This is a genomic window from Kushneria sinocarnis (assembly GCF_003633775.1).
In the GTDB taxonomy this organism is placed as follows: Bacteria; Pseudomonadota; Gammaproteobacteria; order Pseudomonadales; family Halomonadaceae; genus Kushneria; species Kushneria sinocarnis.
In genome coordinates this window covers 128,146-153,104 of the sequence record NZ_RBIN01000003.1, presented here as the reverse complement: position 1 = coordinate 153,104, position 24,959 = coordinate 128,146, and the positions used below count along the sequence as shown (strand labels likewise).

Annotated in this window: 25 protein-coding genes; 13 read left to right on the top strand and 12 right to left on the bottom strand. The window is 62.0% G+C overall.

From position 1 onward, the window contains the following. Positions 1 to 112 precede the first annotated feature (112 nt). Complete coding sequence (locus C7446_RS05500) at positions 113 to 364, bottom strand: FmdB family zinc ribbon protein (RefSeq protein ID WP_121172098.1); 252 nt, start codon at positions 362 to 364, stop codon at positions 113 to 115. 244 nt (positions 365 to 608) lie between these two features. Between C7446_RS05500 and C7446_RS05495 the strand changes: the two genes are divergently transcribed. The 4 genes from C7446_RS05495 to C7446_RS05480 all read left to right on the top strand — a co-directional run bounded on the left by C7446_RS05495 (position 609) and on the right by C7446_RS05480 (position 4,899). Continuing rightward, a complete protein-coding gene (locus C7446_RS05495) occupies positions 609 to 1,550 on the top strand; it encodes a D-2-hydroxyacid dehydrogenase (RefSeq protein WP_121172097.1) in 942 nt (313 codons plus the stop codon). Positions 1,551 to 1,621: 71 nt separating this feature from the next. Continuing rightward, positions 1,622 to 2,572: a nucleoside hydrolase gene (locus C7446_RS05490; protein WP_121172096.1), complete on the top strand. Its 951-nt coding sequence runs from the start codon at positions 1,622 to 1,624 to the stop codon at positions 2,570 to 2,572. 91 nt (positions 2,573 to 2,663) lie between these two features. After that, positions 2,664 to 3,422 (top strand): trehalose-phosphatase, encoded by a 759-nt coding sequence (otsB, locus tag C7446_RS05485; protein WP_121172095.1) that lies wholly within the window; start codon positions 2,664 to 2,666, stop codon positions 3,420 to 3,422. Between the two features lie 73 nt (positions 3,423 to 3,495). Continuing rightward, on the top strand, positions 3,496 to 4,899 hold the full coding sequence (locus C7446_RS05480) for an alpha,alpha-trehalose-phosphate synthase (UDP-forming) (protein ID WP_245977711.1): 1,404 nt from the start codon (positions 3,496 to 3,498) through the stop codon (positions 4,897 to 4,899). 27 nt (positions 4,900 to 4,926) lie between these two features. On the opposite strand, the gene yccX is transcribed toward C7446_RS05480, so the two are convergent. The 7 genes from yccX to C7446_RS05445 all read right to left on the bottom strand — a co-directional run bounded on the left by yccX (position 4,927) and on the right by C7446_RS05445 (position 11,430). Continuing rightward, on the bottom strand, positions 4,927 to 5,202 hold the full coding sequence (yccX, locus tag C7446_RS05475; protein WP_121172094.1) for an acylphosphatase: 276 nt from the start codon (positions 5,200 to 5,202) through the stop codon (positions 4,927 to 4,929). A 38-nt stretch (positions 5,203 to 5,240) separates the two neighbouring features. Continuing rightward, a complete protein-coding gene (locus tag C7446_RS05470; RefSeq protein ID WP_121172093.1) occupies positions 5,241 to 6,158 on the bottom strand; it encodes a LysR substrate-binding domain-containing protein in 918 nt (305 codons plus the stop codon). A 37-nt stretch (positions 6,159 to 6,195) separates the two neighbouring features. Further along, positions 6,196 to 7,617 carry a cardiolipin synthase gene (cls, locus tag C7446_RS05465; protein ID WP_121172092.1) on the bottom strand — a complete coding sequence of 474 codons (1,422 nt, stop codon included), beginning with the start codon at positions 7,615 to 7,617 and terminating at the stop codon, positions 6,196 to 6,198. Positions 7,618 to 7,716: 99 nt separating this feature from the next. After that, positions 7,717 to 8,544: an endonuclease VIII gene (gene nei, locus C7446_RS05460; protein WP_121172091.1), complete on the bottom strand. Its 828-nt coding sequence runs from the start codon at positions 8,542 to 8,544 to the stop codon at positions 7,717 to 7,719. 39 nt (positions 8,545 to 8,583) lie between these two features. After that, on the bottom strand, positions 8,584 to 10,614 hold the full coding sequence (gene uvrB, locus C7446_RS05455) for an excinuclease ABC subunit UvrB (RefSeq protein ID WP_121172090.1): 2,031 nt from the start codon (positions 10,612 to 10,614) through the stop codon (positions 8,584 to 8,586). Between the two features lie 135 nt (positions 10,615 to 10,749). After that, a complete protein-coding gene (locus tag C7446_RS05450; protein WP_121172089.1) occupies positions 10,750 to 11,157 on the bottom strand; it encodes an OsmC family protein in 408 nt (135 codons plus the stop codon). A gap of 72 nt (positions 11,158 to 11,229) precedes the next feature. Then, the gene (locus tag C7446_RS05445) at positions 11,230 to 11,430 is read right to left on the bottom strand and encodes a cation transporter (RefSeq protein WP_121172088.1); all 201 of its coding nucleotides are present in this window, start codon (positions 11,428 to 11,430) and stop codon (positions 11,230 to 11,232) included. 169 nt (positions 11,431 to 11,599) lie between these two features. On the opposite strand from C7446_RS05445, the gene ygfZ reads away from it, so the two are divergent. Further along, entirely contained in the window at positions 11,600 to 12,643 is a 1,044-nt protein-coding gene (gene ygfZ / locus C7446_RS05440) for a CAF17-like 4Fe-4S cluster assembly/insertion protein YgfZ (protein WP_121172087.1), read from the top strand. Between the two features lies 1 nt (position 12,644). On the opposite strand, the gene C7446_RS05435 is transcribed toward ygfZ, so the two are convergent. The 3 genes from C7446_RS05435 to C7446_RS05425 all read right to left on the bottom strand — a co-directional run bounded on the left by C7446_RS05435 (position 12,645) and on the right by C7446_RS05425 (position 15,592). Continuing rightward, positions 12,645 to 13,409, bottom strand: coding sequence for a TatD family hydrolase (locus C7446_RS05435; RefSeq protein ID WP_121172086.1), 765 nt, complete (start codon positions 13,407 to 13,409; stop codon positions 12,645 to 12,647). Between the two features lie 10 nt (positions 13,410 to 13,419). Beyond that, positions 13,420 to 13,914: a large conductance mechanosensitive channel protein MscL gene (mscL, locus tag C7446_RS05430; RefSeq protein WP_121172347.1), complete on the bottom strand. Its 495-nt coding sequence runs from the start codon at positions 13,912 to 13,914 to the stop codon at positions 13,420 to 13,422. 91 nt (positions 13,915 to 14,005) lie between these two features. Further along, positions 14,006 to 15,592 carry a peptide chain release factor 3 gene (locus tag C7446_RS05425; protein ID WP_121172084.1) on the bottom strand — a complete coding sequence of 529 codons (1,587 nt, stop codon included), beginning with the start codon at positions 15,590 to 15,592 and terminating at the stop codon, positions 14,006 to 14,008. A 235-nt stretch (positions 15,593 to 15,827) separates the two neighbouring features. Between C7446_RS05425 and C7446_RS05420 the strand changes: the two genes are divergently transcribed. The 6 genes from C7446_RS05420 to C7446_RS05395 all read left to right on the top strand — a co-directional run bounded on the left by C7446_RS05420 (position 15,828) and on the right by C7446_RS05395 (position 21,725). Then, a complete protein-coding gene (locus C7446_RS05420) occupies positions 15,828 to 16,019 on the top strand; it encodes a hypothetical protein (protein WP_121172082.1) in 192 nt (63 codons plus the stop codon). Between the two features lie 192 nt (positions 16,020 to 16,211). Next, the gene (locus C7446_RS05415) at positions 16,212 to 17,495 is read left to right on the top strand and encodes an ATP-binding protein (protein ID WP_121172080.1); all 1,284 of its coding nucleotides are present in this window, start codon (positions 16,212 to 16,214) and stop codon (positions 17,493 to 17,495) included. A gap of 22 nt (positions 17,496 to 17,517) precedes the next feature. Beyond that, positions 17,518 to 18,057, top strand: a complete 540-nt coding sequence (locus C7446_RS05410; protein ID WP_121172078.1) for a response regulator transcription factor — start codon at positions 17,518 to 17,520, stop codon at positions 18,055 to 18,057. 39 nt (positions 18,058 to 18,096) lie between these two features. Continuing rightward, the gene (locus C7446_RS05405; RefSeq protein ID WP_121172076.1) at positions 18,097 to 18,915 is read left to right on the top strand and encodes an inositol monophosphatase family protein; all 819 of its coding nucleotides are present in this window, start codon (positions 18,097 to 18,099) and stop codon (positions 18,913 to 18,915) included. A gap of 105 nt (positions 18,916 to 19,020) precedes the next feature. Beyond that, the gene (locus tag C7446_RS05400; protein WP_121172074.1) at positions 19,021 to 20,844 is read left to right on the top strand and encodes a monovalent cation:proton antiporter-2 (CPA2) family protein; all 1,824 of its coding nucleotides are present in this window, start codon (positions 19,021 to 19,023) and stop codon (positions 20,842 to 20,844) included. 38 nt (positions 20,845 to 20,882) lie between these two features. Continuing rightward, a complete protein-coding gene (locus C7446_RS05395) occupies positions 20,883 to 21,725 on the top strand; it encodes a fructosamine kinase family protein (protein ID WP_121172072.1) in 843 nt (280 codons plus the stop codon). A 16-nt stretch (positions 21,726 to 21,741) separates the two neighbouring features. Here C7446_RS05395 and C7446_RS05390 read toward each other — a convergent pair whose 3' ends face one another. Then, on the bottom strand, positions 21,742 to 23,013 hold the full coding sequence (locus C7446_RS05390; RefSeq protein ID WP_121172070.1) for an MFS transporter: 1,272 nt from the start codon (positions 23,011 to 23,013) through the stop codon (positions 21,742 to 21,744). Positions 23,014 to 23,229: 216 nt separating this feature from the next. On the opposite strand from C7446_RS05390, the gene C7446_RS05385 reads away from it, so the two are divergent. Next, complete coding sequence (locus C7446_RS05385) at positions 23,230 to 24,102, top strand: acyltransferase (protein ID WP_121172068.1); 873 nt, start codon at positions 23,230 to 23,232, stop codon at positions 24,100 to 24,102. Further along, a complete protein-coding gene (locus tag C7446_RS05380; RefSeq protein WP_121172066.1) occupies positions 24,045 to 24,941 on the top strand; it encodes a murein hydrolase activator EnvC family protein in 897 nt (298 codons plus the stop codon). Before C7446_RS05385 ends, C7446_RS05380 begins: the two co-directional genes overlap by 58 nt. Positions 24,942 to 24,959 lie beyond the last annotated feature (18 nt).

Below are 24,959 nucleotides of genomic sequence, written 5' to 3'. Positions count from 1 at the left end.
CTGGTTCCCACCAATTTTCGTATCCTGATCACACGCCTTGAGGTGACGCGTTGAAGCTGTCGTTGAGATCGTCGGCGCGCTCACCCCGTCATCGCCGGGGTGAGTGAGTGGTCTACTCCGCGCCGCCCTTGCCGGAAGCACCACTCGTGCTACCGCTGTCGCCTGCAAGATTGCGACGATTGCCGGCCTTGAAGTCGGTTTCATACCAGCCCTGTCCGGAAAGCCGGAAACCGGCCGGTGAAATCAGCCGTTCCAGTGCCTCCTCGCGGCAGGAAGGACAGTTTGTCAGCGGTGAAGCGCTTATCTTCTGGATCTTTTCAAGACGGGCGCCACAATTCTGGCACTGATATTCGTAAATAGGCATGATTGCTGAATCACACTCTGCTGATGATCCGGGCATTTGCAGGCGTTACTCGACCCGCCGGTCATTCGACCGAAGCCCACCTGAAGCCGACAGATACTGCTGCCGGTCGCCGGCTCGATTCATGATGCCACATGCGGCATCATGATGATCGAGGCGCACCATTATAGCGTGGTGCTACCTGTCAGGGGCAAGCTGTCACATGTTCTGCTCCCGGCGACCAGCCACCATGACTCGTGGAGGTCCCATGAAAGCCGTTGTTCTGGATGCCGACTCGCTGGGTGGAGATATCGATCTCGCGCCCATTCGGTCGCAGGTTGATCAGCTTGACGTCTGGCCAGCCACTGCTCCCGGGCAGGTCGCCGAACGACTGCAGAATGCCGAGATTGTACTGACCAACAAGGTGGTCATCGAAGCCGGCGTCATCAGCGCGCTGCCCCGCCTGCAGCTGATCTGCGTACTGGCCACCGGCACCAACAACATCGACATGCAAGCCGCCGGCGAATGCAACGTCGCAGTGCGTAATGTGGCAGCCTACGGTACCGAAAGCGTGGCCCAGCATGCGTTGATGATGATGCTGTCACTCGCCGTGCGACTGCCGCTCTATCAGCATGACGTCAGAAAAGGACAGTGGCAGCAGGCGCCCTTCTTCTGCCTCATGAACCACCCTGTCATGCAGCTTGCCGGCAGCCATCTGGTGCTGGTCGGACAGGGCGAGCTGGGGAAGCGTGTCGCCGAACTGGCCGGGGCTTTCGGAATGCACGTTTCCTTTGCTGCCCGACCCGGCCATGAAGGAAACGATGATCGTCCCCCGCTTGCGGAGTTGGCCCCGCGAGCCGACATTCTCAGCCTGCACTGTCCACTGACCTCCTCGACTCATCAGCTGCTCGACAGCGAGATGATAGCCCGGTTACCCGAACATGCGCTGCTGATCAACTGCGCCCGGGGCGGCATCATCAATGAAGAGGCAGCCCTGACGGCACTGCAGGCCGGAAGACTGGGCGGACTGGGTGTTGATGTGCTGCCCGAGGAGCCACCTCGCCAGGGTCACGCCCTGCTCTCCGCCCTGAATGATGAAGTACTGAACCTGATCGTGACGCCTCATAGCGCATGGACGACACTTCAGGCCCGTCAGCGCATTGTTGAACTTAGTGCCGACAATATTCATGCCTTTCTTGGTGAAGGTTGAAACTGAAATGAAGATAACGGTATAAACAACAGATACCATCGAACTCCATCAGAGGTCTCACTGAAGCAGTCATGTCATATTCCGTCATTTTCGATACCGATCCCGGGGTTGATGATGCCCAGGCCATTGCCCTGCTGATGGCCGATCCGGATATCGAGATCGTGGGACTCACCACCACCTTCGGTAATGTTCCGATCGATGTCGCGACACGCAATGCCCTGCTGCTGACCGAGCTGGCAGGACGCGAGGACATTCCGGTTGCCCGTGGTGCTGCGGCTCCCATGGTCAAGCAGCCGCATCCGGTACCGGCACACATTCATGGCGAGGATGGCCTCGGCAACCAGGTTCTCGCCGAACCGCAACGCGCCCCGATCGACAGCGATGCCGCACGCTTCATCGTGGACAGTACCCGGGAACGCCCGGGCGAGATCACGCTGGTCTGTGTCGGGCCACTGGGCAATCTCGCTGCTGCACTGCAGCTCGACCCCGAGCTGCCCGAGCGGGTTGCGCGCGTGGTGGTCATGGGCGGCAGCATCCATGAAGGCGGCAATGTCACGCCGGTAGCGGAAGCCAATATCTTTTCCGATCCTCACGCGGCAGCCCGCGTGCTGGGCGCCAGCTGGCCTCTCACCATGGTGGGGCTTGATGTCACGCACGAAACGGTGCTGGCACCGGATCGGATGGAGCGGATCTGTAGCGCCCAGGGCAGGCTGGGTGAGGTTCTGGCCGCCAGCTATGCCTTCTACCGTCAGTTCTATGAGCAGGCGCGCGGCATCGAAGGCTGCTGCCCGCATGACAGCTGCGCCCTGGCCTGGCTGAAGCATCCCGAACTGTTTCAGAGCGTTCATGGTCGTCTGAACGTGATCACCGATGGCCTGGCAGAGGGGCAGACACTATTGGCCAGAAGCGATCGTCAGTATATCGACCGGCGCTGGCAGAACGACAGCCGGGCCGAGGTCTGCCTCGGGGTGGATGGCGAAGCCGTGGTGACCTGGATGGAACAGCTGCTGACCCGCAGCTGACAGGACAAGCCAGCAATTTGCCCGACATGAATGTAAATCGGAGCCATACTACCCGGGACAATGATCTTCCGAGAACAGGAAAGAATGATCCATGACCGATGCAACTCATGCGCGCCCGCCGCTGCCACCTTCACAGCATGAATGGGCGCTGTTTCTCGATTTCGATGGCACCCTGACCCCGCTGGTCGATCATCCCGACGGCGTCATGGTCGATCAGTCGCTGCGTGACCTGCTGCAGGCACTTTCGGAAAGACTGGATGGTGCGCTGGCAGTTGTCAGTGGCCGCAGCATCAGTGATCTCGATTATCATCTGGCACCACTGAAGCTGGCCTGTGCCGGTCAGCACGGCGCGGAACGGCGTGATGCCGCAGGCCGCTATCAGCATGCCATGGACAGTGGCCCGCTGGAGAGTGTCAGACAGCGGCTGAACGAATTCGCCGATGCCCATCACGGGCTGATGGTAGAGGACAAGGGCGCCAGTCTTGCCGTGCATTATCGCGGCGCCCCGGAACTCGCTGATACGGTCGTGCGCCATGGTCAGACCATGGTGGATGAGCTCGGCAGCGATTTCGAGCTTCACCAGGGCAAGTGCGTGGTCGAGATCAAATCATCTCGCTGTCACAAGGGGCTGAGCGTCGAGACATTCATGAACACCACGCCCTTCAGTGGTCGTCAGCCGATCTTCGTGGGCGACGATGCAACCGACGAAAACGGGTTTGCCAGTGCCCAGGCAATGGGCGGTTTCGGCATCAAGGTTGGTGATGGTGAAACCCGGGCCGACTTCCGACTGGCCGATACCGAACAGGCCCGCCAGTGGCTGGAAGAGTGCCTGGCGACCCTGAAGCAGTAATGGCGCGCAGGAGCTGCGTCATGCGTTATCATTGGCAACAATGATCGATTCCATCATGGACGAGGGAGGAAACTTGAACTCATTGATCGTGGCTTCCAATCGTGTGCCCTCACCCGACAAGGGCAGTGGCAGTCAGGGCGGTCTGGCTGTAGGCGTCATGAACGCCTTGAGCCGCACGGATGGGCTGTGGCTGGGCTGGAATGGCAACACCGAAGAGGCGCCCTCGCGCGTCATCGATCATTACGACTTCGATGGCGTGCGCTTTGCCACTTTTCCGATGTCCATCGAGGAACATCGCCTGTTCTATATCGGCTATTCCAACGAGGTGCTCTGGCCGCTGTTTCACTATCGCCCGGACATGATCGAGTACAACCGGGAGAAGGAACGGGGTTACCTGGCCGTCAATCAGCTGTTTGCGGACAACATTCGTACCGTAGTGAATGAAGACAGCCGTATCTGGATTCACGACTATCAGCTCATGGCCGTGGGTCACCTGCTGCGTCAGTCGGGAGTCGAAGCGCCGCTCGGGTTCTTCCTGCATACGCCCTTCCCCCCCTGGGATCTGCTGCGCATCCTGCCCGAATACGAAAACCTGCTGCACTATATGAGTGCCTACGACACCATCGGCTTTCAGACCGATCTGGATCTCTACAACTTCCGGGACTGCATGAAGCGCGGCATCGGCGCGGAAGTCGAGGAAGATGGCACGCTGGTCGTGGATGGTCGGCGCTCCAGGGCCGATGTCTATCCCATCTCGATCGATATCGAAACTGCACGCGAAATGGCCGAACAGGGCGAGCATTCGCCAACAGGCCAGCGCCTCAAGCGCTCCCTGAACAACCGGCCACTGATGATCGGCACCGATCGGCTCGACTACAGCAAGGGACTCTACAAGCGCTTTCAGGCCTACGAACGACTGCTCGAGCGTTTCGAGGAACGCCGCGGCAACGTGATCTATATCCAGATCTCTCCTTCGTCACGTACCGACGTTGAAGAGTATGCGGCACTGCGTACAACACTTGAACGTGTCACCGGGCACGTCAACGGGCGGTTTGCAGAGTATGACTGGATGCCGTTGCGCTATCTCAATCGTGGCTATGACCGCGCCTCGATCATGGGATTCCTGCGTCAGAGCCGGGTCGCCCTGATCACGCCCCTGCGCGATGGCATGAATCTGGTGGCCAAGGAGTTCATCGCCGCTCAGGATCCGGAAGATCCCGGTGTACTGGTTCTTTCCCACCTGGCGGGTGCTTCCAGGGAGCTCGCTGACGGCGCCCTGCTGTGCAACCCCTTCGATATCGACGGCGTTGCCGAAGTGATGGAGCGGGCCCTTTCCATGCCACTGGAAGAGCGACGGGCACGCTGGCAAAGCATGATGACGGTGCTGCGCAACAATGACATCCATCAGTGGAGCGAGAGCTTTCTCGCCGCGCTGGATCACAATGCCGGCCGGCGCAGGGATGGCCAGCAACAGTAAGCCGGGGCGGTAGCCCGCCCCGGGCGATCAGCGAGTCGAAAACTCGTGCCAGTGCTGCTCAACCGGCATTTCACGGGTCTCCAGCCGTGCCACCGTGGCACCGGGGGGACCCGTCTCCAGCCACTGCAGCACTTCATTCACGGCCTGCGCTTCTCCCTGCAGCACTACCTGTACGCTGCCATCGGTGCGGTTTTCCGCATAGCCTGTCAGCCCCGAATGCCGTGCCTGCTGTGCCGTGGCCTGACGAAAACCGACTCCCTGAACCCGGCCCTCGATTCGAACCTCGATCGTGCGCTGTGTCATCTCGGCCTCCCCGATATCCTGCGTCGATATCCTGTATTTCAACCCTCGAGAAAATCCCGCGGCAGCTTCTGCAGCTGACGCCACAATCGCTCCACCCCCGGTTTATGAACCAGGGCGCAGCGATACAGCCGGATTTCCAGCGGAATATCCCAGCGTGACTCGCCTGCCCGTACCAGACGACCATCCCTGAGTTCTTCACGAATGCAGAAATCCGGAATCCAGGCCACGCCCACACCCTGCAGCGCCATGCCCTTGAGTCCCTCCGCCATGGCGGTTTCATACACGGTACGCAGCCTCAGACGCAACGGATCATGACGCAACAGCATGCGGACACTGCGGCCCAGCAGTGCCCCCTGAGTATAAGCAAGCAGCGGGATATCCCGCTTTTGTTCGAGATCGTATCGCGGCTGGCCCTCACCGTCAGGGATACTCACCGGCAAGAGCTTGATCTCCCCCATGGAGAAGGAAGGAAAGACATCGCTGTCCAGTTGCATGGTGGCATAAGGATCATGATAGGCCAGCATCAGGTCGCAGTTGCCTTCACGCAGCAGATGGATGGCATCACCGACATTCATTGCCAGCAGGCGGGTAGGCAACTCTCCGACCCCCTTCTGCAGGCGAGATATCCAGCGCGGAAAAAAGGCCAGCGCCAGTGAGTGCGCTGCCGCGATATCGAGTGCCTCGTTCGCCATGTTGAGGCCGCGCAGATGCCCCAGTGACTCATTGAGCTGTTCAACCAGATGACGGGCAGTTACCAGGAACAGCTGCCCTTCCGGCGTCAGGCTGACCGGCGTGGTCGAACGATCGATCAGGGTGGCACCTACTGCTTCTTCCAGAGCGCGGATTCGCCGGCTGAAGGCCGGCTGGGTGACATGCCGCTGGCGCGCTGCAGCCGAAAAACTGCGGGTGCCATTGAGCGCCACGAAGTCTTCCAGCCATTTGGTTTCCAGATTCAAGAACGCTCCTCGCTTTCACCCGGCCATGGGGAGTTCATCACTGCACCGGGGCCGCCAGATAGGCCGCGCGTGCTGCCAGCTTGTGCCATAGCGGCCGATGCGTGATCTCTTCCAGCGTTACCTGTCTGCAACGTTCAAGATCCGCCAGCAGCATGGCTTCTACCTCGCCGGCAAATCCCTGGTCGGCGACATAGGCCGTCACTTCGAAGTTGAGGCGAAACGAACGATTGTCGAGGTTCACGGTGCCTACCGCTGCCGTGTGGTCATCGGCCAGAAAGACCTTCTGGTGCAAAAAGCCCGGTTGATACCGGTAGATGTGGACGCCCGCGCGAATCATGTCCCCCAGAAACGAGAACGCCGAGAGAAAGACCAGCAGATGATCGGGCCGCTCGGGGATGACAACCCTGACATCGACCCCCCGCAGTGCCGCCAGCTTGAGCGCATCCTGAACGCCCTGGTCGGGCACGAAATAGGGGCTGGTAATCCAGATGCGCTGCTGTGCGCCATGAATGACATGCTGCATCAGCAGACTGGCCGTCTCCTGACGGTCGGCCGGACCGGAGGGTACGATGACCACATGCTGATCGGCTGCCACCGGCTCCGGCCGCCACTGCAGGGACAGGATATCCCCGGAAGCCCAGTACCAGTCTTCCCAGAATGCCTCCTGCAGCCCCAGCACACTGGGGCCCAGCAGCTTCAGATGGGTATCCCGCCACTCACCGTAACGCTTATTGCCACCACGATATTCGTCCGCCACGTTGAGGCCACCGATCCAGCCTTCCTGGCCATCCACCACCACGATCTTGCGATGATTGCGGAAATTGACCTGAAAGCGATGCCGCCAGCCGCGTGAAGAACCGAAGTGATGTACCTCGACACCGGCTTCGCGCAGCTCATCCAGATACTGGTCGGGCAGCTTGCGGCTGCCGATTTCGTCGAACAGGAAAAAGACCCGTACCCCCCGCTCGGCACAGCGCATCATGCGACGCTTGAACTCTCTCCCGAGTCGATCGTCACGTACGATGAAGAACTGGATCAGAACATAATCACAGGCATCGTCGAGTCCGGCGAAGATACTCTCGAAGGTCGCCTGCCCATCGATCAGCAGCCGTGCCTGGTTGCCCCGGGTCATCGGCATCATTGCCAGCCGTTCGACCGCACGGACCCGGGCAGCCGCCTGTTCGGGCACCGTGGCCCAGGGATCAACCCGACGACGATAGGGGATCAGTGCCCGGCGCAACTTGCTATCACGCTCCTCGCGTGCCGACACGTACCCGTAGAAGCGCGGACGTCCAAAGATCCAGAAGGCCGGGATAGCCAGGTAGGGGAAGGTCACCAGCGAAATGATCCAGGCGACGGCCCCCTGGGAGGTGCGACTGGACATCAGCGCCATCAGACCCGACAGCGCCCCCAGCAGATGCAACAGGACAATGAAAATACCACCAAGTAACCCTGTCACTGCTCACCCGCCTCTTTCATGAACAACAAGGTGCATCCCGTACGAATGCGCGCAGCATACCCTGGTGCCGGGGCAGGCAGCGACCACTTCCAGCGTACTTCAGATCGGACCAGGCTGACAGCCGGGACAATAATACAGCCGCCGGGAAGCAACCATCCGTCTGGCAATCGGGGTGCCACAGAAGAAACAGGGCTCTGCCTCGCGATTGAATACGGCATGCCGCCAGCGACGCCGTGGCCAACCCTGTTCGATCAGCGGCTGACGCCATCGCTCTTCATTGGTCACACCCGCCAGCCGATAGGCACGCCGGGTGATGTCAAGGATGCACTTCGCCAGCCATCGGAGATGGTGGTCCGACAGTTCCCGGGGACGGACCCCGGGCGCCAGCGCCGCGAAGAACAGTATTTCCGATCTCAGATAATTGCCGATCCCGGCAAGAAAGCCCTGATCCAGCAGCAGCGTCCCCAGCCTGCGACCGGCAAACCGGCGCTCCCCCAGACGCGACACAAGCTGATCGGTCGTGACCCCATGGGTCAGGGGGTCCGGCCCCAGCCGTGCCAGAAAGGGGTGCTGCTTTAGCGTGTCGACCGTCCAGAGCGACACATCCGAGGCGCTGAACAGCCATGCCGAATGGGTGGCCGTGCTCAGTCGCACCCGGGGAGAGCGACGGGTCTGCGGCGTTCGTTCCCGTCGCATGATGCGCCATACCCCATAGAGCTGATTGTGCGAGTAGAGCACCCGATCGTTGGCAAAACGGACCAGCAGTGCCTTGCCCCAGCTGTCCACCGCAGCCACCCGGCAGCCGATGAGTTGCGACTCATGATGACGCAGCGACTCGAAGGCCAGCCAGACCGAGTCGAGCGCTTGCCCCTGCAATACCCTGCCCAGCCGATCGGCCGTGCGCCGGATTTCAGGTCCCTCGGGCATGGCTTCCCTCGCAACTGTCCAGCGAGTACGCAGGCTGCCTCATTTGAGTTCGATCAGGCGGGCATTGAGTGTCTGCATCTCGTCGCGCAGCTGGGCCGCCGTTTCGAACTCGAGATTCTTTGCGGCCTTGTGCATCTCGTCCTCGAGCCGCCTGATCTCGCGATTGACGTCATCAAGGGTCATGTTGCGCAGCTGCTCGGCATCATAACGGGGCCCCTCGTCAGCCGCCTGACGCTCGCTCTTGCGCTTGCCACGCCGGGTGCCGGGCGCCTGGGAGGCCTCCATGATATCCGCCACGTTCTTGGTGATGGTACGCGGCGTGATGCCATGCTCCTCGTTGAAGGCCATCTGCTTGGCGCGACGCCGCTCGGTCTCGTCCATGGCACGGCGCATGGAGTCGGTAATGCGATCGGCGTAGAGCATGGCCTTGCCATTGGCGTTGCGCGCGGCCCGGCCGATGGTCTGGATCAGCGAGCGTTCGGCACGCAGAAAGCCTTCCTTGTCGGCATCCAGAATGGCCACCAGCGAGACTTCCGGGATATCCAGCCCCTCGCGCAGCAGGTTGATGCCCACCAGCACATCGAACTTGCCCAGGCGCAGGTCACGAATGATTTCCACACGCTCCACGGTATCGATGTCGGAGTGCAGATAACGCACCCTGATATCGTGCTCATCGAGATATTCGGTGAGATCCTCGGCCATGCGCTTGGTCAGCGTGGTGACCAGCACCCGCTCGCCAACGCCGACACGCTGCTGCACTTCCGACAGCAGATCATCCACCTGGGTGGTCGCCGGACGAACCTCGACCTCGGGGTCCAGCAGCCCGGTAGGACGCACCACCTGCTCGACCACCTGCCCCGCATGCTTCTCCTCATAGGGGCCCGGTGTCGCCGAGACGAACACTGTCTGGGGCAGGATCGACTCCCACTCCTCGAACTTCATCGGTCGGTTATCCAGCGCCGAAGGCAGGCGGAAGCCGTATTCGACCAGGGTCTCCTTGCGCGAACGATCACCCTTGTACATGCCCCCGACCTGCGGCACGCTGACGTGCGATTCATCAATGAAGACCAGTGCATCGTCGGGCAGATAGTCGAAGAAGGTCGGCGGCGCCTGACCGGGGTCGCGCCCGGAAAGATAGCGCGAGTAGTTCTCGATCCCGTTGCAGTATCCCAGCTCCAGCATCATCTCGATATCGTAGAGGGTACGCTGCTCCAGCCGCTGCGCCTCGACCAGCTTGTCATGGTTGCGCAGCCATTCGAGCCGTTCGTTGAGCTCGCCCTTGATCGACTCCACGGCCTCGAGAATGGTCTCCCGGGGGGTCACATAGTGCGTCTTGGGATAGATGGTCATGCGCGGCACCCTGCCGCGAATCTCACCGGTCAGCGGATCGAACAGGCTGATCGACTCGATCTCCTCGTCGAACAGCTCCACCCGTACGGCCTCCTCCTCGGCATCAGCCGGGAAGATATCGATGACATCCCCGCGCACCCGGTAGGTACCGCGTCGGAAGTCGGTGTCATTGCGAGTGTACTGCAGCTCCGCCAGCCGACGTAGAAAGGCCCGCTGATCGATCAGCTCACCGCGGTTGAAGTGCAGACGCATCTTCAGATACTGGTCGGGGTCCCCCAGCCCGTAGATGGCCGACACCGACACCACGATCAGGGCATCCCGCCGCTCCAGCAGCGCCTTGGTCGCCGACAGGCGCATCTGCTCGATGTGATCGTTGATCGAGGCATCCTTTTCGATGAAGGTATCCGAAGAGGGCACATAGGCCTCGGGCTGGTAATAGTCGTAATAGGAGACGAAATATTCGACGGCATTCTCCGGAAAGAATGCCTTGAACTCGCCGTAAAGCTGAGCCGCCAGGGTCTTGTTGGGCGCCATGACAATGGTGGGGCGTTGCAGCTGCTCCACCACGTTGGCTATCGTAAAGGTCTTGCCCGAACCGGTTACCCCCAGCAGGGTCTGATGGGCCAGGCCCGCCTCGACGCCACGCACCAGACCATCAATGGCCGTAGGCTGGTCCCCGGCCGGCTTGTACTCCGATGCAATCTGAAACTCTCTGGCCATACCGGCCCTCCGCTGTCGCCGTCCGGTCGCATGTCCGTCAGCGACGGAACCACCGTAACGAGTACCAATGCCGACTGAATGCGGGCACAGGCGCCGATTGCAAGCCCTCGACCACCTGCGTCACTCCTGCTGCGCTCAACTCAGATGCGTTTCGGTATTCACTTCGATGCTGGCGCCGGTCATGAGCTTGTGAATGGGGCACTGATCGGCAATTTCCTGCAGACGCTCGCGCGCCTGACCACTGAGTTCGCCGATCAGGCCAATCGAGACATCCAGCCGGTAATGTCCTTCCCGCTCCCGTGAGGCATCACGGGTCACACGGACACTCACCCCTTTCAGCGGAATCTCCTTGCGGCGGGCGTACATCATCACGGTCAGGGCCTTGCAACTGCCCAGCGACATGTCGAAGTAATCGTGGGGATCGGGGACGCACCCTTCGCCGCCGGCACTCTCGGCGACATCGGCGTGAAGATCGTGGATCTCGTCCAGGGTAATGCGCTGTCGCAGCGCGCCTTCACGTTCGGTCTCGATCAGAATGCTCATGCCAGTACTCTCCCGTTGTACATGCCCGTGGTACATGGTGGCCGTGCACGCGAGGCATCCTTGCGGATGCCTTCAGGCACGACGCGCCCGAAAGCCGGCCTTCTCCACGGCAGCCACCAGGTCACCGATACGAGCCTGACCTTCGATTTCCGCCCATTCGCGTGCCACCTCGACGCTGTCGACGCCATCCACTTCCATCAGGGCCGTGGTGACCCGATTGACATCCTCGACGCCTGCAAGCCCCTCGAGTGTCAGTGATCGTGATACCGCCATGCTGCAATTCTCCGGTCATTTCATCATTGTCGTGATGCAGCGCGCATGCACGAATTCTGGCAGATGGTTGTAAAGACCCACCATTGCCCAAATCATACCAGGTTAGCAAAACGGTATCGGCCTCGCACTCACCATCCTTCACGGAGCGAGTCGAGCACTGGAGAGAGACATGAGCGCACCCGACCTTCCCGAAAGCTGGCAGGCCCATCTGCATGATGCCGGTGGCCGAATCGACGACAGCGGTCAGTGGCAGTTCACTGCCGCCACAGGCCACGGCTGTCAGCTTACCCCCCTCTCCCCGCTGGGAGTCATTGAAATTGCCGGAGCGGATACCACCCGCTTTCTGCAGGGACAGACCAGCGCCCAGATTGACCTGGCCAATGGTGAAATTGCCCCGCCTACCGCCTTCTGCACCCCCAAGGGGCGCATGATCGCCAACGCCCAGATCGCCCGAATCGATACCGATCGCTACTGGCTGCTGCTCAACAGCGGTGTCGCTGAAGCACTGCGTGCCCATCTGGCAAAGTTTGCGGTCTTCTACAAGACCGAGCTGGATCATTGCAGCGATCTGGTTGCCCTGGGGGTCAGCGGCTCGGACGCCGAATCGGTACTGACCACCTGCCAGTTCGAGCCGCCCCGGGCCGAATGGGCCATGACCCTGGCCGACTCGACACTGGTCGTTCGACATCCGCATCCCATCCCGCGCTTCGTGCTGGTGGATACGGCAGACAGAATGCTGGAGCACTGGCACGCACTGAGCCGGCAGGGGGCCGCACCGGTCTCGGAGACGCACTGGCAGCTGCTCGATATTCAGGCGGGGCTGGTCTGGGTGAATGACACCACCAGCGAGAGCTGGCTGCCCCAGATGATCAACTGGGAAGCACTGGCCGGCATCAGTTTCAAGAAGGGGTGCTACACCGGCCAGGAGGTCGTGGCACGGGCGCATTTCCGGGGCCAGGTCAAGAAACGACTGATGCACCTGACCCTCACGTCTGGCCCCCCCCCGGCGATCGGCACCGTGGTACGTGATGACAACGGCAAGCGCATGGGCGAAGTCGTCAGCATGGTGCCCACCAGCGAAGGCAGTGAGGTGCTGGCCGTGCTCAACGTGCGCGAGGAGATGCCGCCCCTGACCATCGATGAACAGCCCGCCACCCTGCAGTCGCTGCCCTATCCCGTCGAACGGCGCGATCCGGAGTCGCTGGCAGGCTGAGTCAGTTCTCCAGCCGAAACAGGCACTCGGCATTGGCGCTGGTGGTTGCCGCCAGCGTCTCCCGGCTGACACCGCGCAGCCGGGCGACCTCTGCGATCACCCGGCTCATGCAGGCCGGCTCGTTACGCCCGGATACGCCCTGCGGTGCCATGTCCGGGGCATCCGTCTCCAGCACGAAACTGTCCGCGGGCAGCTCGGCCACCACCCGCTTGAGCTTGCGTGCCCGATCATGAGTCACGGCACCCCCGATGCCCAGCAGGTAACCAAGCTCGATGAAGCGTTGCGCCTGCTGCAGGCTGCCACTGAAGGCATGAATCAGCCCTCGTGCCGGTAACGCCAGCTGTTTCAGCCGCTTGCCGACTTCATCATTGAGCTGCACACAGTGCACCACTACCGGCAGTTCCAGCCGCCTGGCCAGTTTCAGCTGAGCATCGAACAATCGCCACTGACGGGGTAGATCATCAAGGCGGGCATCCACCCCGCACTCTCCCAGCCCCACCACCGACCGGCTTGTCAGCGCCTGCTCCAGCACCGCCAGATCGGCCTCATCGTCATGCTCGTCGAGAAAGTACGGATGCAGCCCCAGGCAGGTCGATACGCCGGCAAAACGCTTCAGCGCCAGTACCGCCTCAAGGCGCGAGCGTCGTGTCCCCGGCACGATGAAACGGCCAATTCCCTCGTCCCGGGCACGCTCGAACACGGCCTCCCGATCGGCCGCGAAGGAATCGAAGTCCAGATGACAGTGCGCATCCGTGAAACTGCTCATGCAAATCGGCTCAGGAGGCAGCGTCAGGCCGGACATCCAGCTGCGAGGTGCAGGCCGGACAGCGCGTGGCAGCAATCGGGATACTGGTCACACAGTAGGGGCAGCCCTTGGTCGTGGGCGCCTGCGACGACGGCTCGTCAGCGTGGTGAAGGCGCCGCAGCCGATTGACGTTGCGTATCAGCACGAAGGCCATCATGGCGACGATCACGAAGGAGATGACGGCGTTGAGCAGCAGTCCGTAGTTGAGGGTTACGGCACCGGCCGCCTGGGCATCAGCCAGCGTGGTATAAGGCCCCGGCGTAACGCCTTGCCGGACTACCATGAACAGGTTGGCAAAGTTCATCCCCCCGGTCATCAGACCGATCAGGGGAGAAAAGACATCCCTGACCAGACTGTTGACGATGGCGGTAAAGGCCGTCCCCACCACGATCCCCACCGCCATGTCGACCACATTGCCGCGCACCGCGAAATCGCGGAATTCCTTCAGAAAACCGGACCCAGCCATCGAGGTTACCTCCCGAAAGTGAAACATCTCCCGGCGCCCCGGACATCAGCGCGCGGTCCGATCAGCCGGGCATGATCGGCCGGGCGAACGCTCAGTGCTCTCGCGTGGCACTGAAATCAAGGTCGGGCCAGCGCTCCTCGGTCAGCTGCAGGTTGACCCGGGTCGGCGCCAGATAAGTCAGATAACCACCGCCATCGAACGCCAGGTTTTCGCTGACACGATTGCGGAATTCGTCGATCTTGCGCTCTTCGCCATGAATCCAGCGGGCAGTCTGCACATTGACCGCTTCGTAGATGCAGTCGACCTTGTACTCATCGCGCAGCCGATGCGCCACCACATCGAACTGCAGCATCCCCACGGCACCCACGATCAGATCATTGTTGTTTACTGGCATGAAGACCTGTGTTGCCCCCTCCTCGGAGAGCTGTTGCAGCCCCTTCTGCAGCTGCTTGGCCTTGAGCGGATCCTTCAGGCGCACCCGGCGGAACAGCTCCGGTGCAAAATGGGGAATCCCGGTAAAGCGCATGCTCTCGCCACTGGTGAAGGTATCCCCGATCTGGATGGTTCCGTGGTTGTGCAGACCGATGATGTCCCCCGGCCAGGCCTCCTCGACATGGGAGCGATCGGCCGCCATGAAGGTCAGGGCGTCAGCCACCTTGACGTCCTTGCCGATGCGCACATGCCGCATGCGCATATTGCGTTCGTAGCGGCCGGAACAGACCCGCAGAAAGGCAATGCGGTCGCGATGACGCGGATCCATGTTGGCCTGGATCTTGAACACGAACCCGGTAAAGCGTTCATCCTCGGAGGAGACATTGCGGGTATTGGTCTCCCGGACACCGGGCGCCGGCGCATACTCGACAAAACCGTCCAGCATCTCGCGCACCCCGAAGTTGCCCATGGCGGTGCCGAAATAGACCGGCGTCAGCTCGCCACGCCGATAGGCATCAAGATCGAATTCGTGGGAGGCACCGCGGACCAGCTCGACTTCCTCGCGCAGTTCACTGGCCTGGCTCTCGCCGAGTGCCTGATCGACTTCGGGATTGTCGAGCCCGTCAATGCGCACATCCTCGGGAATCCGATTGCCGTGTCCCTGCTGATAGAGGTGTACCGTATCATTGAGCAGATGGTAGACCCCCCGGAAGTGACGCCCCATGCCGATCGGCCAGGTCATCGGCGCACAGGCAATGTTGAGCACGGTCTCGATCTCGTCCATGACCTCGACCGGATCCCGGGTGTCCCGATCCATCTTGTTGATGAAGGTCAGGATCGGCGTGGTGCGCAACCGGCAGACCTCCATCAGCTTGATGGTGCGATCCTCAACCCCCTTGGAGCCATCCACCACCATCAGCGCCGAATCGACTGCCGTCAGGGTACGATAAGTATCCTCGGAAAAATCCTCGTGGCCGGGGGTATCCAGCAGATTGACCATTCGTCCCTTGTAGGGAAACTGCATGACGGAGGTCGTCACGGAGATGCCGCGCTCCTGCTCCATCTTCATCCAGTCGGAGGTGGTGTGCCGGTCATCACGCTTGCTCTTGACGGCACCGGCGACCTGGATGGCATTACCGAACAGCAGCATCTTCTCGGTAATGGTGGTCTTGCCGGCGTCGGGGTGGCTGATGATGGCGAAGGTTCTGCGGCTGGCGGCAGCGTGTGCAATGGCGTTGTCTGTCATACGGCCTGTCAGTCTGGATATGGCGCGGGACGCCATGCGGATCGGAGATCGGGTTGTGATAGCGGGCATCATAACCGCTTGCCGGGGTTGCAGGCGAATGAACCGGGGCAAGGATGCGGCAAAATGTCATTACGTAGTAAAATTACTTCATTTAGCCTTTAGTCGTAGATATACTGTGCCTGCAGACCTGAAGAGAGCTCAGGACTGATCCTTTCAACATTCCGGGGAGGTTGCCATGAGTGCCAATCAGCGAGGTGGTCACGATGTCATGCTGCGCGAGGATGCCGCCATGCGCCATCGTCGGAAACAGGAGCGCCGTGCCGAAGCCTATGCCCTGCAGGCCTTGCAGCGCTCGCTGACGCTGATGCCCGTGACCGGCAGCGGTGAGCAGGCCCGGCGTGACGAACAGGCCCCACTCCGGCACTGACTGCATGACAGGTGCTTCCGGCACCTTTTTGAAAGTAAAATTACATTTTCAAGACGCTTCAAACCCTCGCTCCTCCCGCGAGGGTTTATATATTGCTCCTGCAGTCTCCAGGGAGGCCGGCGCGTGCGCTAAGATGGCGCGCACAGTGCCAGCATCATTACTGGCAGCACCATTCCGGCCGAGCGGATTAACATGCCACAGTCGCTGCCCCCCTCCTTGCCACTGACCCCTCCCAGTCGCAACCTGATCCGATTGACCATCGCCCGGGGGATCACGTGGACCGGCTTTCTGGGCGCGGTCATCTTCGGCATCGAACTTCTCGGCTTTCAGCTTCATGTCCTGCCGATCATCGGCATCATCGTGGCCATGGGGCTGTTCAATATCGCCACCTGGTGGCGGCTGGGGCGAGCCCGCGCCGTTACCGATATCGAATATCTGATTCACCTGCTGGTCGACATCACCGGTCTGACGATCGTCTTTTACTTCACCGGTGGCGCCACCAATCCGGCCGTCACCTACTATCTGCTGCCGGTGACCATTGCAGCGGCCACCCTGCCCTGGCGACACACCTGGATCACGGCCACCGCAGCCATGATCGCCTATACGCTGCTGATGATATTTTTCGAGCCCATCCCTGGGCTCAGCCGGCCCGTCCCCGGTACCGATGTCAGCCTTCGGGTACTGGGCATGTGGCTCAATTTCGCGCTGTGTGCCGGGCTGATCACCTGGCTCGCCTACAAGATGGCGCAATCGGTGCGTCAGCGTGACCGGGCGCTGTCCCGGACCCGTGAGTCGGCCCTGCGCAGCGAACAGATCCTCGCCGTCGCCAGCCAGGCCGCCGGTACGGCACATGAGCTGGGCACCCCGCTCTCCACCATGGCGGTACTGCTGTCGGAAATGCGCGAGGAAGCGGCAAGCGACCACATGCGCGAGGACATCGATCTGCTCAGCCAGCAGGTGGCTACCTGCAAGGGCCATCTCAGACGCCTGGCCGCCAGCGCCGAACGTCGTCAGAGTGACCCGCCCGAACCCCGGGAGGCCGGCCAGTGGCTCGAGGAGGTACTGGAGCGATGGCTGGTCATGCGTCCCGATGTCACCTACCGGATCACGCTCACGGGCGAGCGTGAAGGCTGGCTGCTGACGGATGTTTCGCTGGACCAGGCGATCATGAACCTGTTCAACAACGCCGCCGATGCCAATCCCGAAGACATCGAGATCACGCTGGAGCGCGGACATGATGCGATGATCATCGATATACGCGATCATGGTGACGGGGTGCCGATCGAGATTGCCGATCAGCTCGGGGATACCTTCATTTCCAACGGCTCCAAGGGCATGGGCATCGGACTTTTCCTGACCCATGCCACCGTCAATCGTTTCGGCGGCAGTGTTACGCTCTACAATCACGAAAAAGGCGGCACCCTGACCGAAGTCAGACTGCCCCGGACCGAGCGCCGCGCCCCGGCACAATCCTGACATCACGGAGGCGAGCCACAGGATGACAGCCCATCAATCCACCTTCCTGATCGTTGATGACGATGAGTTCTTCTGCCGCGTGCTCGAGCGCGCCCTGACCCGGCGGGAATTCGATGTCCGGGTGGCCTATACCACCGAGCAGGCCCTGCAGGTGGCCCGCGAGGCACCACCGGAGTACGCCACCATCGACCTCAAGCTCAGTGAAAGCTCGGGGCTGAAGCTGCTGCCGGAACTGCTGGCAATCAGCCCCGACTGTCGGGCCATCATACTGACCGGTTACTCGAGCATCAGCACGGCGGTCGAAGCCATCAAGCTCGGTGCCGTCAACTATCTCTGCAAACCGGTAGACGCGCCGGATGTGCTGCATGCCCTGGATGCCGAGGAAGGCAATCCCGATGCCGAGATTCCCGATAACCCACCCTCGGTCAATCGACTGACCTGGGAGCACATCCAGAAGGTACTGCACGAGCACGACGGCAACATTTCCGCCACGGCGCGCAGTCTCGGCATGCATCGGCGCACCCTGCAGCGCAAGCTGCAGAAACGCCCGGTCAAGCGCTGAACCATTGCCTTTTTCCGAATTTCGCCGCAGGAGAAGTACATGGACCTCGAGGCCCGACTCGAACAGGCCGTTACCATCGCTCGTGAAGCCGGCAAGCATGTCCGCCGCGCACGGGAGGAAGCCAGTTTCGACCGTGACTACAAGCACGGCAATGAACTGGTGACCGATGCCGATATCGCCACGGATCGCTATATCAGCGAACAGCTGGAGCAGCAGTTTCCCGGCGAACCCAGACTGACCGAAGAGCTTTCCCCCGGACGACAGAGCCTGACCGATGAAGGACCACTCTGGATCGTCGATCCCATCGACGGCACGGTCAATTTCGCCCACGGTCATGTCCATGTCGCGGTGTCCATTGCCTGGGTGGAGGATGGCCGCATTCGTCTGGGTGTCGTGCACGCGCCCTTCATGAACGAAACCTTCACGGCAATACGCGGCCGCGGTGCCTGGCTCAATGGCAGCCCGATTCACTGCAGCGAGACCACCCGGCTGCCGGAAGCCCTGGTCGCTACCGGCTTTCCCTATGATCGTGATGCCCGCACGCCACTGATGCGCCGGCTGCACGCCGTACTGCTCAACTGCCGCGATATCCGCCGCAACGGGGCCGCGGCACTGGATCTCTGCCACGTCGGCTGCGGTCGACTCGACGCCTATTATGAAAGCTCGTCGCCCTGGGATTTTGCAGCCGGTCGTCTGATCGCCGCGGAAGCCGGCGCCCGGCTCGGCAACGTCTACCCCTGCCCCGACGGTATTCCGGCGGAGCTGTACGGCGAAAACCTGGTCGCGGCCTCACCGGCACTGCATGATCCGCTGTGCCAGCTGATCGAGCGTGCCGACAACGGTCGGCTCGAGGGCTGACAGGCCGGCCTCGATCCGCCCCGACCGGCTACGTTGCCATCCATGGCGGCCCGTCATGCATGACGGGCCGAACGGTCTTCGGCGGGTCCGAGACGAGGAGCAAGCATGCCGTTTCTGCTGGAAACCGCCATACTGCTGGGATCAGCGGTCATCGCCGTGCCCCTGTTTCAGCGCCTGGGGCTGGGCTCCATCCTGGGCTATCTCTTCGTGGGTCTGCTGCTGGGACCTTCGCTGCTCGGTGTGATTGCCGAGCCCGAAGCAGTACTTCACCTGGCCGAGATCGGCGTGGTCATGCTGCTGTTCGTGATCGGTCTGGAGCTGGAACCGAAACGGCTCTGGGCGCTGCGCAAGCGCCTGTTCGGCTTCGGCGGACTGCAGCTGGCGCTGTGCGGTCTGCTGCTGACCCCGCTGGGCTGGCTGCTCGGACTTGAAACGGACAAGGCGATACTGCTGGGACTGATTCTGGCGCTCTCCTCGACCGCCTTTGCCCTGCAGGTCCTGGCCGAACACCAGCACCTGGCCACGCCACACGGCCAACTGGCCTTCGCCATCCTGCTGTTCCAGGATCTGGCCGTCATCCCGCTGCTGGCCCTGCTGCCGGTCTTTGCCGGTGATTTCGCGGCCTCGCCGGGCGAGACCTGGCTGGTGGTCGGGCGCGGCATCGGCATGGTGGTACTGGTCATTCTGGTCGGCCGGCTGCTGTTCCCCCGGGTACTCAGGCTGGTCGCTCGCAGCGAGCTGCGCGAGGTCTTCACCGCCGCTGCACTGCTGCTGGTGCTGGGTACCGCCCTGATCATGGAGCAGGCCGGATTATCCATGGCACTGGGCGCCTTCCTTGCAGGGGTGCTGCTGGCCGATACCCCATGGCGGCACGAGCTGGAAGCCAATATCGAACCCTTCAAGGGCATCCTGCTGGGGCTGTTCTTCATCGGCGTCGGGATGACGGTCGACCTGCCCCTGGTGGCACACAATCTGCCTGTCATCATCGGCCTGACCCTGGCACTGCTGCTGGCCAAGTTCGTGGTGCTGACCCTGATCGGCCTGCTGGCACGTCTGCCCCGTCAGAGCCTTCCCCGGCTGGCGACCATCATTGCCCAGGGCGGCGAGTTCGATTTCGTGCTGCTGACCGCCGCGGTCAGCGCCGGTGTATTCGATCAGCGCACCGCCAGCCTCTGTGTCGCCGCCGTGACCCTCTCGATGGCGGTTACCCCGCTGCTCTACCGGGTGGGTGGCCGGCTCGGCGAGCGCCTTCGGGAATCCCGCCCCTGGGACAGCGACTTCGGTGAGCAGACGCCACCGGTACTGATCGCCGGGCTGGGCCGTTTCGGCCAGATCGTGGCGCGCATGCTCAGCACCCAGAACATCGCCTTTACCGCGCTTGATCCCAATATTGCCCAGGTCGAATTCATCCGTCGCTTCGGCGCACGCATCTACTACGCTGATGCCACACGTCTGGAACTGTTGCACGCTGCCGGCGCCGGCGAGGCCCGGATCCTGGTGATCGCCGTGGATGATGACGAGGCGGCCCTGACCATCGCCCGGCTGGCACGCGCCCATTTTCCCGGACTGCAGATTTATGCCCGGGCACGCAATCGGCATCACGCCTGGCAGCTGATGGAACTGGGTGTCGAACACGTGGTACGCGAAACGCTTGCCGCCAGCCTGGAGATGTGTGATGACCTGCTGCGCGGCATGGGGTATCCCGGCTCGACGGCTGGTGAAGCGGTCAGGACATTTCGCGAGTTCGATACCGAGCTGTTTCATCACTCCTATCAGCACCGACACGACAATCAGGCATTGCTGCGCAGTGATCGCGCCGCCATGGCGGAGCTGCAGGCCCTGTTCCAACGGGAGCGCCAGGAACAGCGCCGGCACGACCCCAGGCGTGAAGATGCCCTCGACGATGAGCAGCAGGACTCATCCACCTGAAAGCAGGTCTTCTCATTCGCCAATCAGGAGAAGCAGGCATGGCCCAACCTGATCCCATTGCCATCATCGAACAGCTCGACCTGACCCCCACCGGCCGACCTCAGCCACTCAGCGGTGGCGACATCGGCGAGCTGTGGCGGGTGGATACCAACCAGGGAAGCGTGGTCGTCAAGCATGCCACTGCCTATGCCATCCAGGCTGAGGCCGATGGCCTGCAGGCGCTGCGCGACGCCGGCACCGATCTGATCGTTCCGGAACTGCTGGGTGTCTTCGATGATGTGCTGGTGATGGAGTATCTGGCCCCGGCCCGGGGAACGGCCCGAAGCGCTACCCGCCTCGGGGAAGGGCTGCGCCAGCTGCATGCCAATACGGCCGACGAACACGGCTGGTCGGTGGACAATGCCGCCGGCAACACCCGGCAGGTCAATACCCGGCATGCCGATGGCCGGGTCTTTCAGCGCGAGTGCCGCCTGCTCCCCCTGGGACGCGCCTGTCGTGATCAGGGCGGACTGGACCGTGCCGGTTTCGAGCGGCTCGAACGGCTGGCGCACGGCCTCGAGGCATGGCTGCCCGATGTACCGGCCAGCCTGCTGCACGGTGATCTTTGGCTCGGCAACGTTCATTTCTGCGAACGCGGTCCGGCACTCATCGATCCGGCCGTCTACCGGCACTATCCCGATGTTGACCTGGCCGCACTGGAGCTCTTCGGTGCCCCGCCCGAAGAGACCTTCGAGGCCTACTGGGACGGCGCAGCTCCTGACGACTGGCCGCTGCGCCGCACCCTCTTTCAGCTCTATCCGCTGCTCAACCATCTGCTGATGTTTGGCGGCGGCTATCGCGGTGCCGTCGAGCGTGCCATCGATCAGGTACTGCAGGGCTGAGCCTGCCGCTGCCGTATTACGCGCTGTCCAGTTCGAGCTCCAGCTGGCGGGGCTCATAACGGGGATCAAGATCGACATAGTGGGTACTCTCCACCGGCGCCATGGGTACCCACGGCTCCTGCGCAATCTCGGGCTGCCAGCTGCGGCGGCCACGCAGCCGGCTCATCACGAACAGCGCCAGGCTCAGCGAAGCGCTCCCCAGGAAAAGCCACAACCCGGCGGGCCCGAAAACCTCCATCGCCAGCGAGGCGGTATAGGGCCCGATGACCGACCCGATGCCATACCAGATCAGCAGCTTGCCATTGGCCTGAATGGTCTCTTCCGGCTCCAGCCAGTCATTGGTATGGGCCAGACTCATCGAATACAGCGTATGCAGCATGGCCGTATGCAGACAGGCCGCGATCAGCAGGATCAGGTAGTCGAAGCGGGCCACGACGGTAATCAGCGCTCCGGAAACCGTCATTACCAGGGTCATGAACAGGATGACCTTGCGGCGATCGAATCGGTCCGAAACCCGGCCCAGCGTCCACTGCGCGACCAGTGCCACCAGGGTGGTAATCGACATGAAACGGGCCGTCTGACCGGTTGAAAGGCCGATTTCCTGCCCGTAATAGGGAGTCATGGCAAAGAAGGCCTGTACCATCATGCCGGCAATGAAGGCCCCCACCAGCCCTACCGGAGCGCGTCGATAGAGCGTCTTCAGCGGCAGCTTGAGCGCGATGTCGTGACTGCTCTGCGAGGGCCCGTGAATGCGATGAATCGACAGTGGTACCAGCGACAGGGTAAAGAGGATGCCGGTAATGGTGAACAGGATCATGGTGGCCGGGTCGGCCATGTTGAGCAGCCACTGACCGCCCGCCAGCGAGGTGGTCGAAATAACCATGTACCAGCCCAGCACCCGACCGCGATTCTCGTTGCTGGACTCTCCCGATACCCAGGACTCCATGACCATCAGCATGCCGGCGGTCGCGGCCCCGCCGAAGACACGCCAGACCAGCCATGCCCAGGGGTTGACCCACAGGCCGTGCAGCAGCGCGGTGATGGCCAGTACCGCGGCACAGGCCGCAAACACCCGGATATGACCTACCGAGCGGATGCGCTTTTCCAGCGCATAACTGCCCAGCACGAAGCCCAGCGAGAAGCTCGACATCAGCAGCCCGGCCATCTGGGAGGGAAAGCCCTCGAGTGACATCCGCACTCCCAGCAGGGTCATGATCAGGCCGTGACCGAGCAGAAAGAAGATTTCACACAGAAACAGAATGGGCAGCGTCCTGGGCAGACTGCGCAAGTGACACCTCGCGTGCAGATGATGAAGAAAACTCCGGAGCCGGGTCCCGGCCCTCATGGCGCCGCCCATTGTAGTGGCGGCAGAGTCATTGAACAGGGTGACTGGGCAAATTGCGCCGAGTGCTGGGCAGCCAGGGGCTCATCCATTACGATGAACACCGTTCGGGATCATCACCGGACGCTCATTTCTGCTGCAATGGGTTGAAGCGAATCAGCCATGTCGCTCATCAAAGGTGCTGTCAGCCTTGTGCTGCTGACACTCAATACACTGCTGTGGTGCCCGCCGCTGATCGTGCTGGCACTGATCAAGCTGCTCCCCGTGGCATGGCTGAAGCCTCACCTGCTGAGCGCTCTGGAGTGGCTCGCCAACGGCTGGATTGCCACCAACAATCTCTGGATTCGCTACTGGCTGAAACCCGATTTCAGAATCGAGCTGACGGACTCGCTCTCTTCCGAGCAGTGGTGGCTGGTGATTGCCAACCATCGCAGCTGGACCGACATCTTCGTGCTGCAGTACGCCCTGACCCGTCGGCTGCCCACCCCCCGTTTCTTCATCAAGCGCGAGCTGCTCTGGCTGCCTGTCATGGGGCTGGCCTGGTGGGCGCTCGAATTTCCCTTCGTCGGGCGTTACTCGCGCGAGCAGATCAGACGCAATCCCGGGCTGGCCCAGCGCGATCGCCAGGCGACCCGGCGCATGTGTGCCAATGCCCGCCAGCGGCCGATGGCCATCTACAACTTCCTCGAGGGGACACGTTTCACCCGTGACAAGCACCGCCACCAGCAGAGCCCCTACCAGCATCTGCTGCGTCCTCGTGCCGGCGGCTGTGCTCAGGTCATTGACCTGCTGGGCGACCGGCTGGCGGGCATCATCGATGTCACCCTGGATTATCGTAACGGCTGCTCCGGCTTCGGCGCCTTTCTGTGCGGGCGCTCGGGCACCATCCATCTGAGTGCTCGCCATCTCGACATTCCGTCATGGATGCGGGAGGGAGACTATTTCAATGACACGGCTTATCGGGAACGCTTTCAGGCATGGGTCAATGCAGTCTGGCAGGAAAAGGATCAACAGTTATCATCCCGCGAGTCCTGATACTGCTCGCCCTGCTACTGCTGACAGGTTGTGCCGGGCTGTCAGGGCCTTCCGATCGTCCGGGCTGGATCACGGTACAGCGCGGCGACACGCTATCCGGGATTGCACGCCAGGCCGGCATTCCGCTGCTGCGACTGCAGCGCTTCAACCCGGGCACCAGCGCCAGGCAACTGCGGGTCGGTCAGCAACTGCTGCTTCCCGGTGGGGATGAACGAGCACCCGGCAATGGACGCTACCGGTATCGCATTCGTCCGGGCGACACCATCTCGGCCATTGCCCGACGGTTCAACAGCAGCGTTGCGGATATTCGCAGCGCCAATGCCAGGCTGGATGACCAGCATCTGGCCATCGGCCACATGATCACCGTCCCGGTAGGCAAGGCCGCCTCGAGCGGCAGCAGTCGACGCGCCCGGCCTGCCCCGACTCGACAGCCAGCGCGGCAGAGCACCGAGCCCCTGCCCTCGGGAGTAGGCAACTGGCCATGGCCACTTCAGGGAGGGAGCGTCAAGCGACATTTCGGGCCCGACCAGCGGGGGCAGCTGCAACCCATGATCATCGCCGCCGGGCGTGACCGCACTGCCCGGGCGGTCGCCGCTGGAACGGTCAGGTTTGCCGGTACCATGCGCCATCTGGGTGGCGTGATCATCGTGCATCACGAACACAACCTGCAGACCGTTTATGCCCAGTGCGACCAGCTGAAGGTTCAGGAAGGCAAGCGGATCAGCACCGGCACCCCCATCTGCAGCGTCGCCAATTCCGCCAGCACCGGTCGTTTCGATCTGCTGTTCGACATTCGTCATGCCGGCCGCCCCGTCAATCCCGACCGACTGCTGAAATAACGGGGTCACGGGTATCTG

Bases quoted from the DNA above. Each gene is read 5' to 3' on its own strand.
- C7446_RS05500 (WP_121172098.1), bottom strand. From the start codon at position 364: ATGCCTATTTACGAATATCAGTGCCAGAATTGTGGCGCCCGTCTTGAA.
- C7446_RS05495 (WP_121172097.1), top strand. From the start codon at position 609: ATGAAAGCCGTTGTTCTGGATGCCGACTCGCTGGGTGGAGATATCGAT.
- C7446_RS05490 (WP_121172096.1), top strand. From the start codon at position 1,622: ATGTCATATTCCGTCATTTTCGATACCGATCCCGGGGTTGATGATGCC.
- otsB (WP_121172095.1), top strand. From the start codon at position 2,664: ATGACCGATGCAACTCATGCGCGCCCGCCGCTGCCACCTTCACAGCAT.
- yccX (WP_121172094.1), bottom strand. From the start codon at position 5,202: ATGACACAGCGCACGATCGAGGTTCGAATCGAGGGCCGGGTTCAGGGA.
- nei (WP_121172091.1), bottom strand. From the start codon at position 8,544: ATGCCCGAGGGACCTGAAATCCGGCGCACGGCCGATCGGCTGGGCAGG.
- uvrB (WP_121172090.1), bottom strand. From the start codon at position 10,614: ATGGCCAGAGAGTTTCAGATTGCATCGGAGTACAAGCCGGCCGGGGAC.
- C7446_RS05450 (WP_121172089.1), bottom strand. From the start codon at position 11,157: ATGAGCATTCTGATCGAGACCGAACGTGAAGGCGCGCTGCGACAGCGC.
- C7446_RS05445 (WP_121172088.1), bottom strand. From the start codon at position 11,430: ATGGCGGTATCACGATCACTGACACTCGAGGGGCTTGCAGGCGTCGAG.
- ygfZ (WP_121172087.1), top strand. From the start codon at position 11,600: ATGAGCGCACCCGACCTTCCCGAAAGCTGGCAGGCCCATCTGCATGAT.
- C7446_RS05435 (WP_121172086.1), bottom strand. From the start codon at position 13,409: ATGAGCAGTTTCACGGATGCGCACTGTCATCTGGACTTCGATTCCTTC.
- mscL (WP_121172347.1), bottom strand. From the start codon at position 13,914: ATGGCTGGGTCCGGTTTTCTGAAGGAATTCCGCGATTTCGCGGTGCGC.
- C7446_RS05425 (WP_121172084.1), bottom strand. From the start codon at position 15,592: ATGACAGACAACGCCATTGCACACGCTGCCGCCAGCCGCAGAACCTTC.
- C7446_RS05420 (WP_121172082.1), top strand. From the start codon at position 15,828: ATGAGTGCCAATCAGCGAGGTGGTCACGATGTCATGCTGCGCGAGGAT.
- C7446_RS05415 (WP_121172080.1), top strand. From the start codon at position 16,212: ATGCCACAGTCGCTGCCCCCCTCCTTGCCACTGACCCCTCCCAGTCGC.
- C7446_RS05410 (WP_121172078.1), top strand. From the start codon at position 17,518: ATGACAGCCCATCAATCCACCTTCCTGATCGTTGATGACGATGAGTTC.
- C7446_RS05405 (WP_121172076.1), top strand. From the start codon at position 18,097: ATGGACCTCGAGGCCCGACTCGAACAGGCCGTTACCATCGCTCGTGAA.
- C7446_RS05400 (WP_121172074.1), top strand. From the start codon at position 19,021: ATGCCGTTTCTGCTGGAAACCGCCATACTGCTGGGATCAGCGGTCATC.
- C7446_RS05395 (WP_121172072.1), top strand. From the start codon at position 20,883: ATGGCCCAACCTGATCCCATTGCCATCATCGAACAGCTCGACCTGACC.
- C7446_RS05385 (WP_121172068.1), top strand. From the start codon at position 23,230: ATGTCGCTCATCAAAGGTGCTGTCAGCCTTGTGCTGCTGACACTCAAT.
- C7446_RS05380 (WP_121172066.1), top strand. From the start codon at position 24,045: ATGGGTCAATGCAGTCTGGCAGGAAAAGGATCAACAGTTATCATCCCG.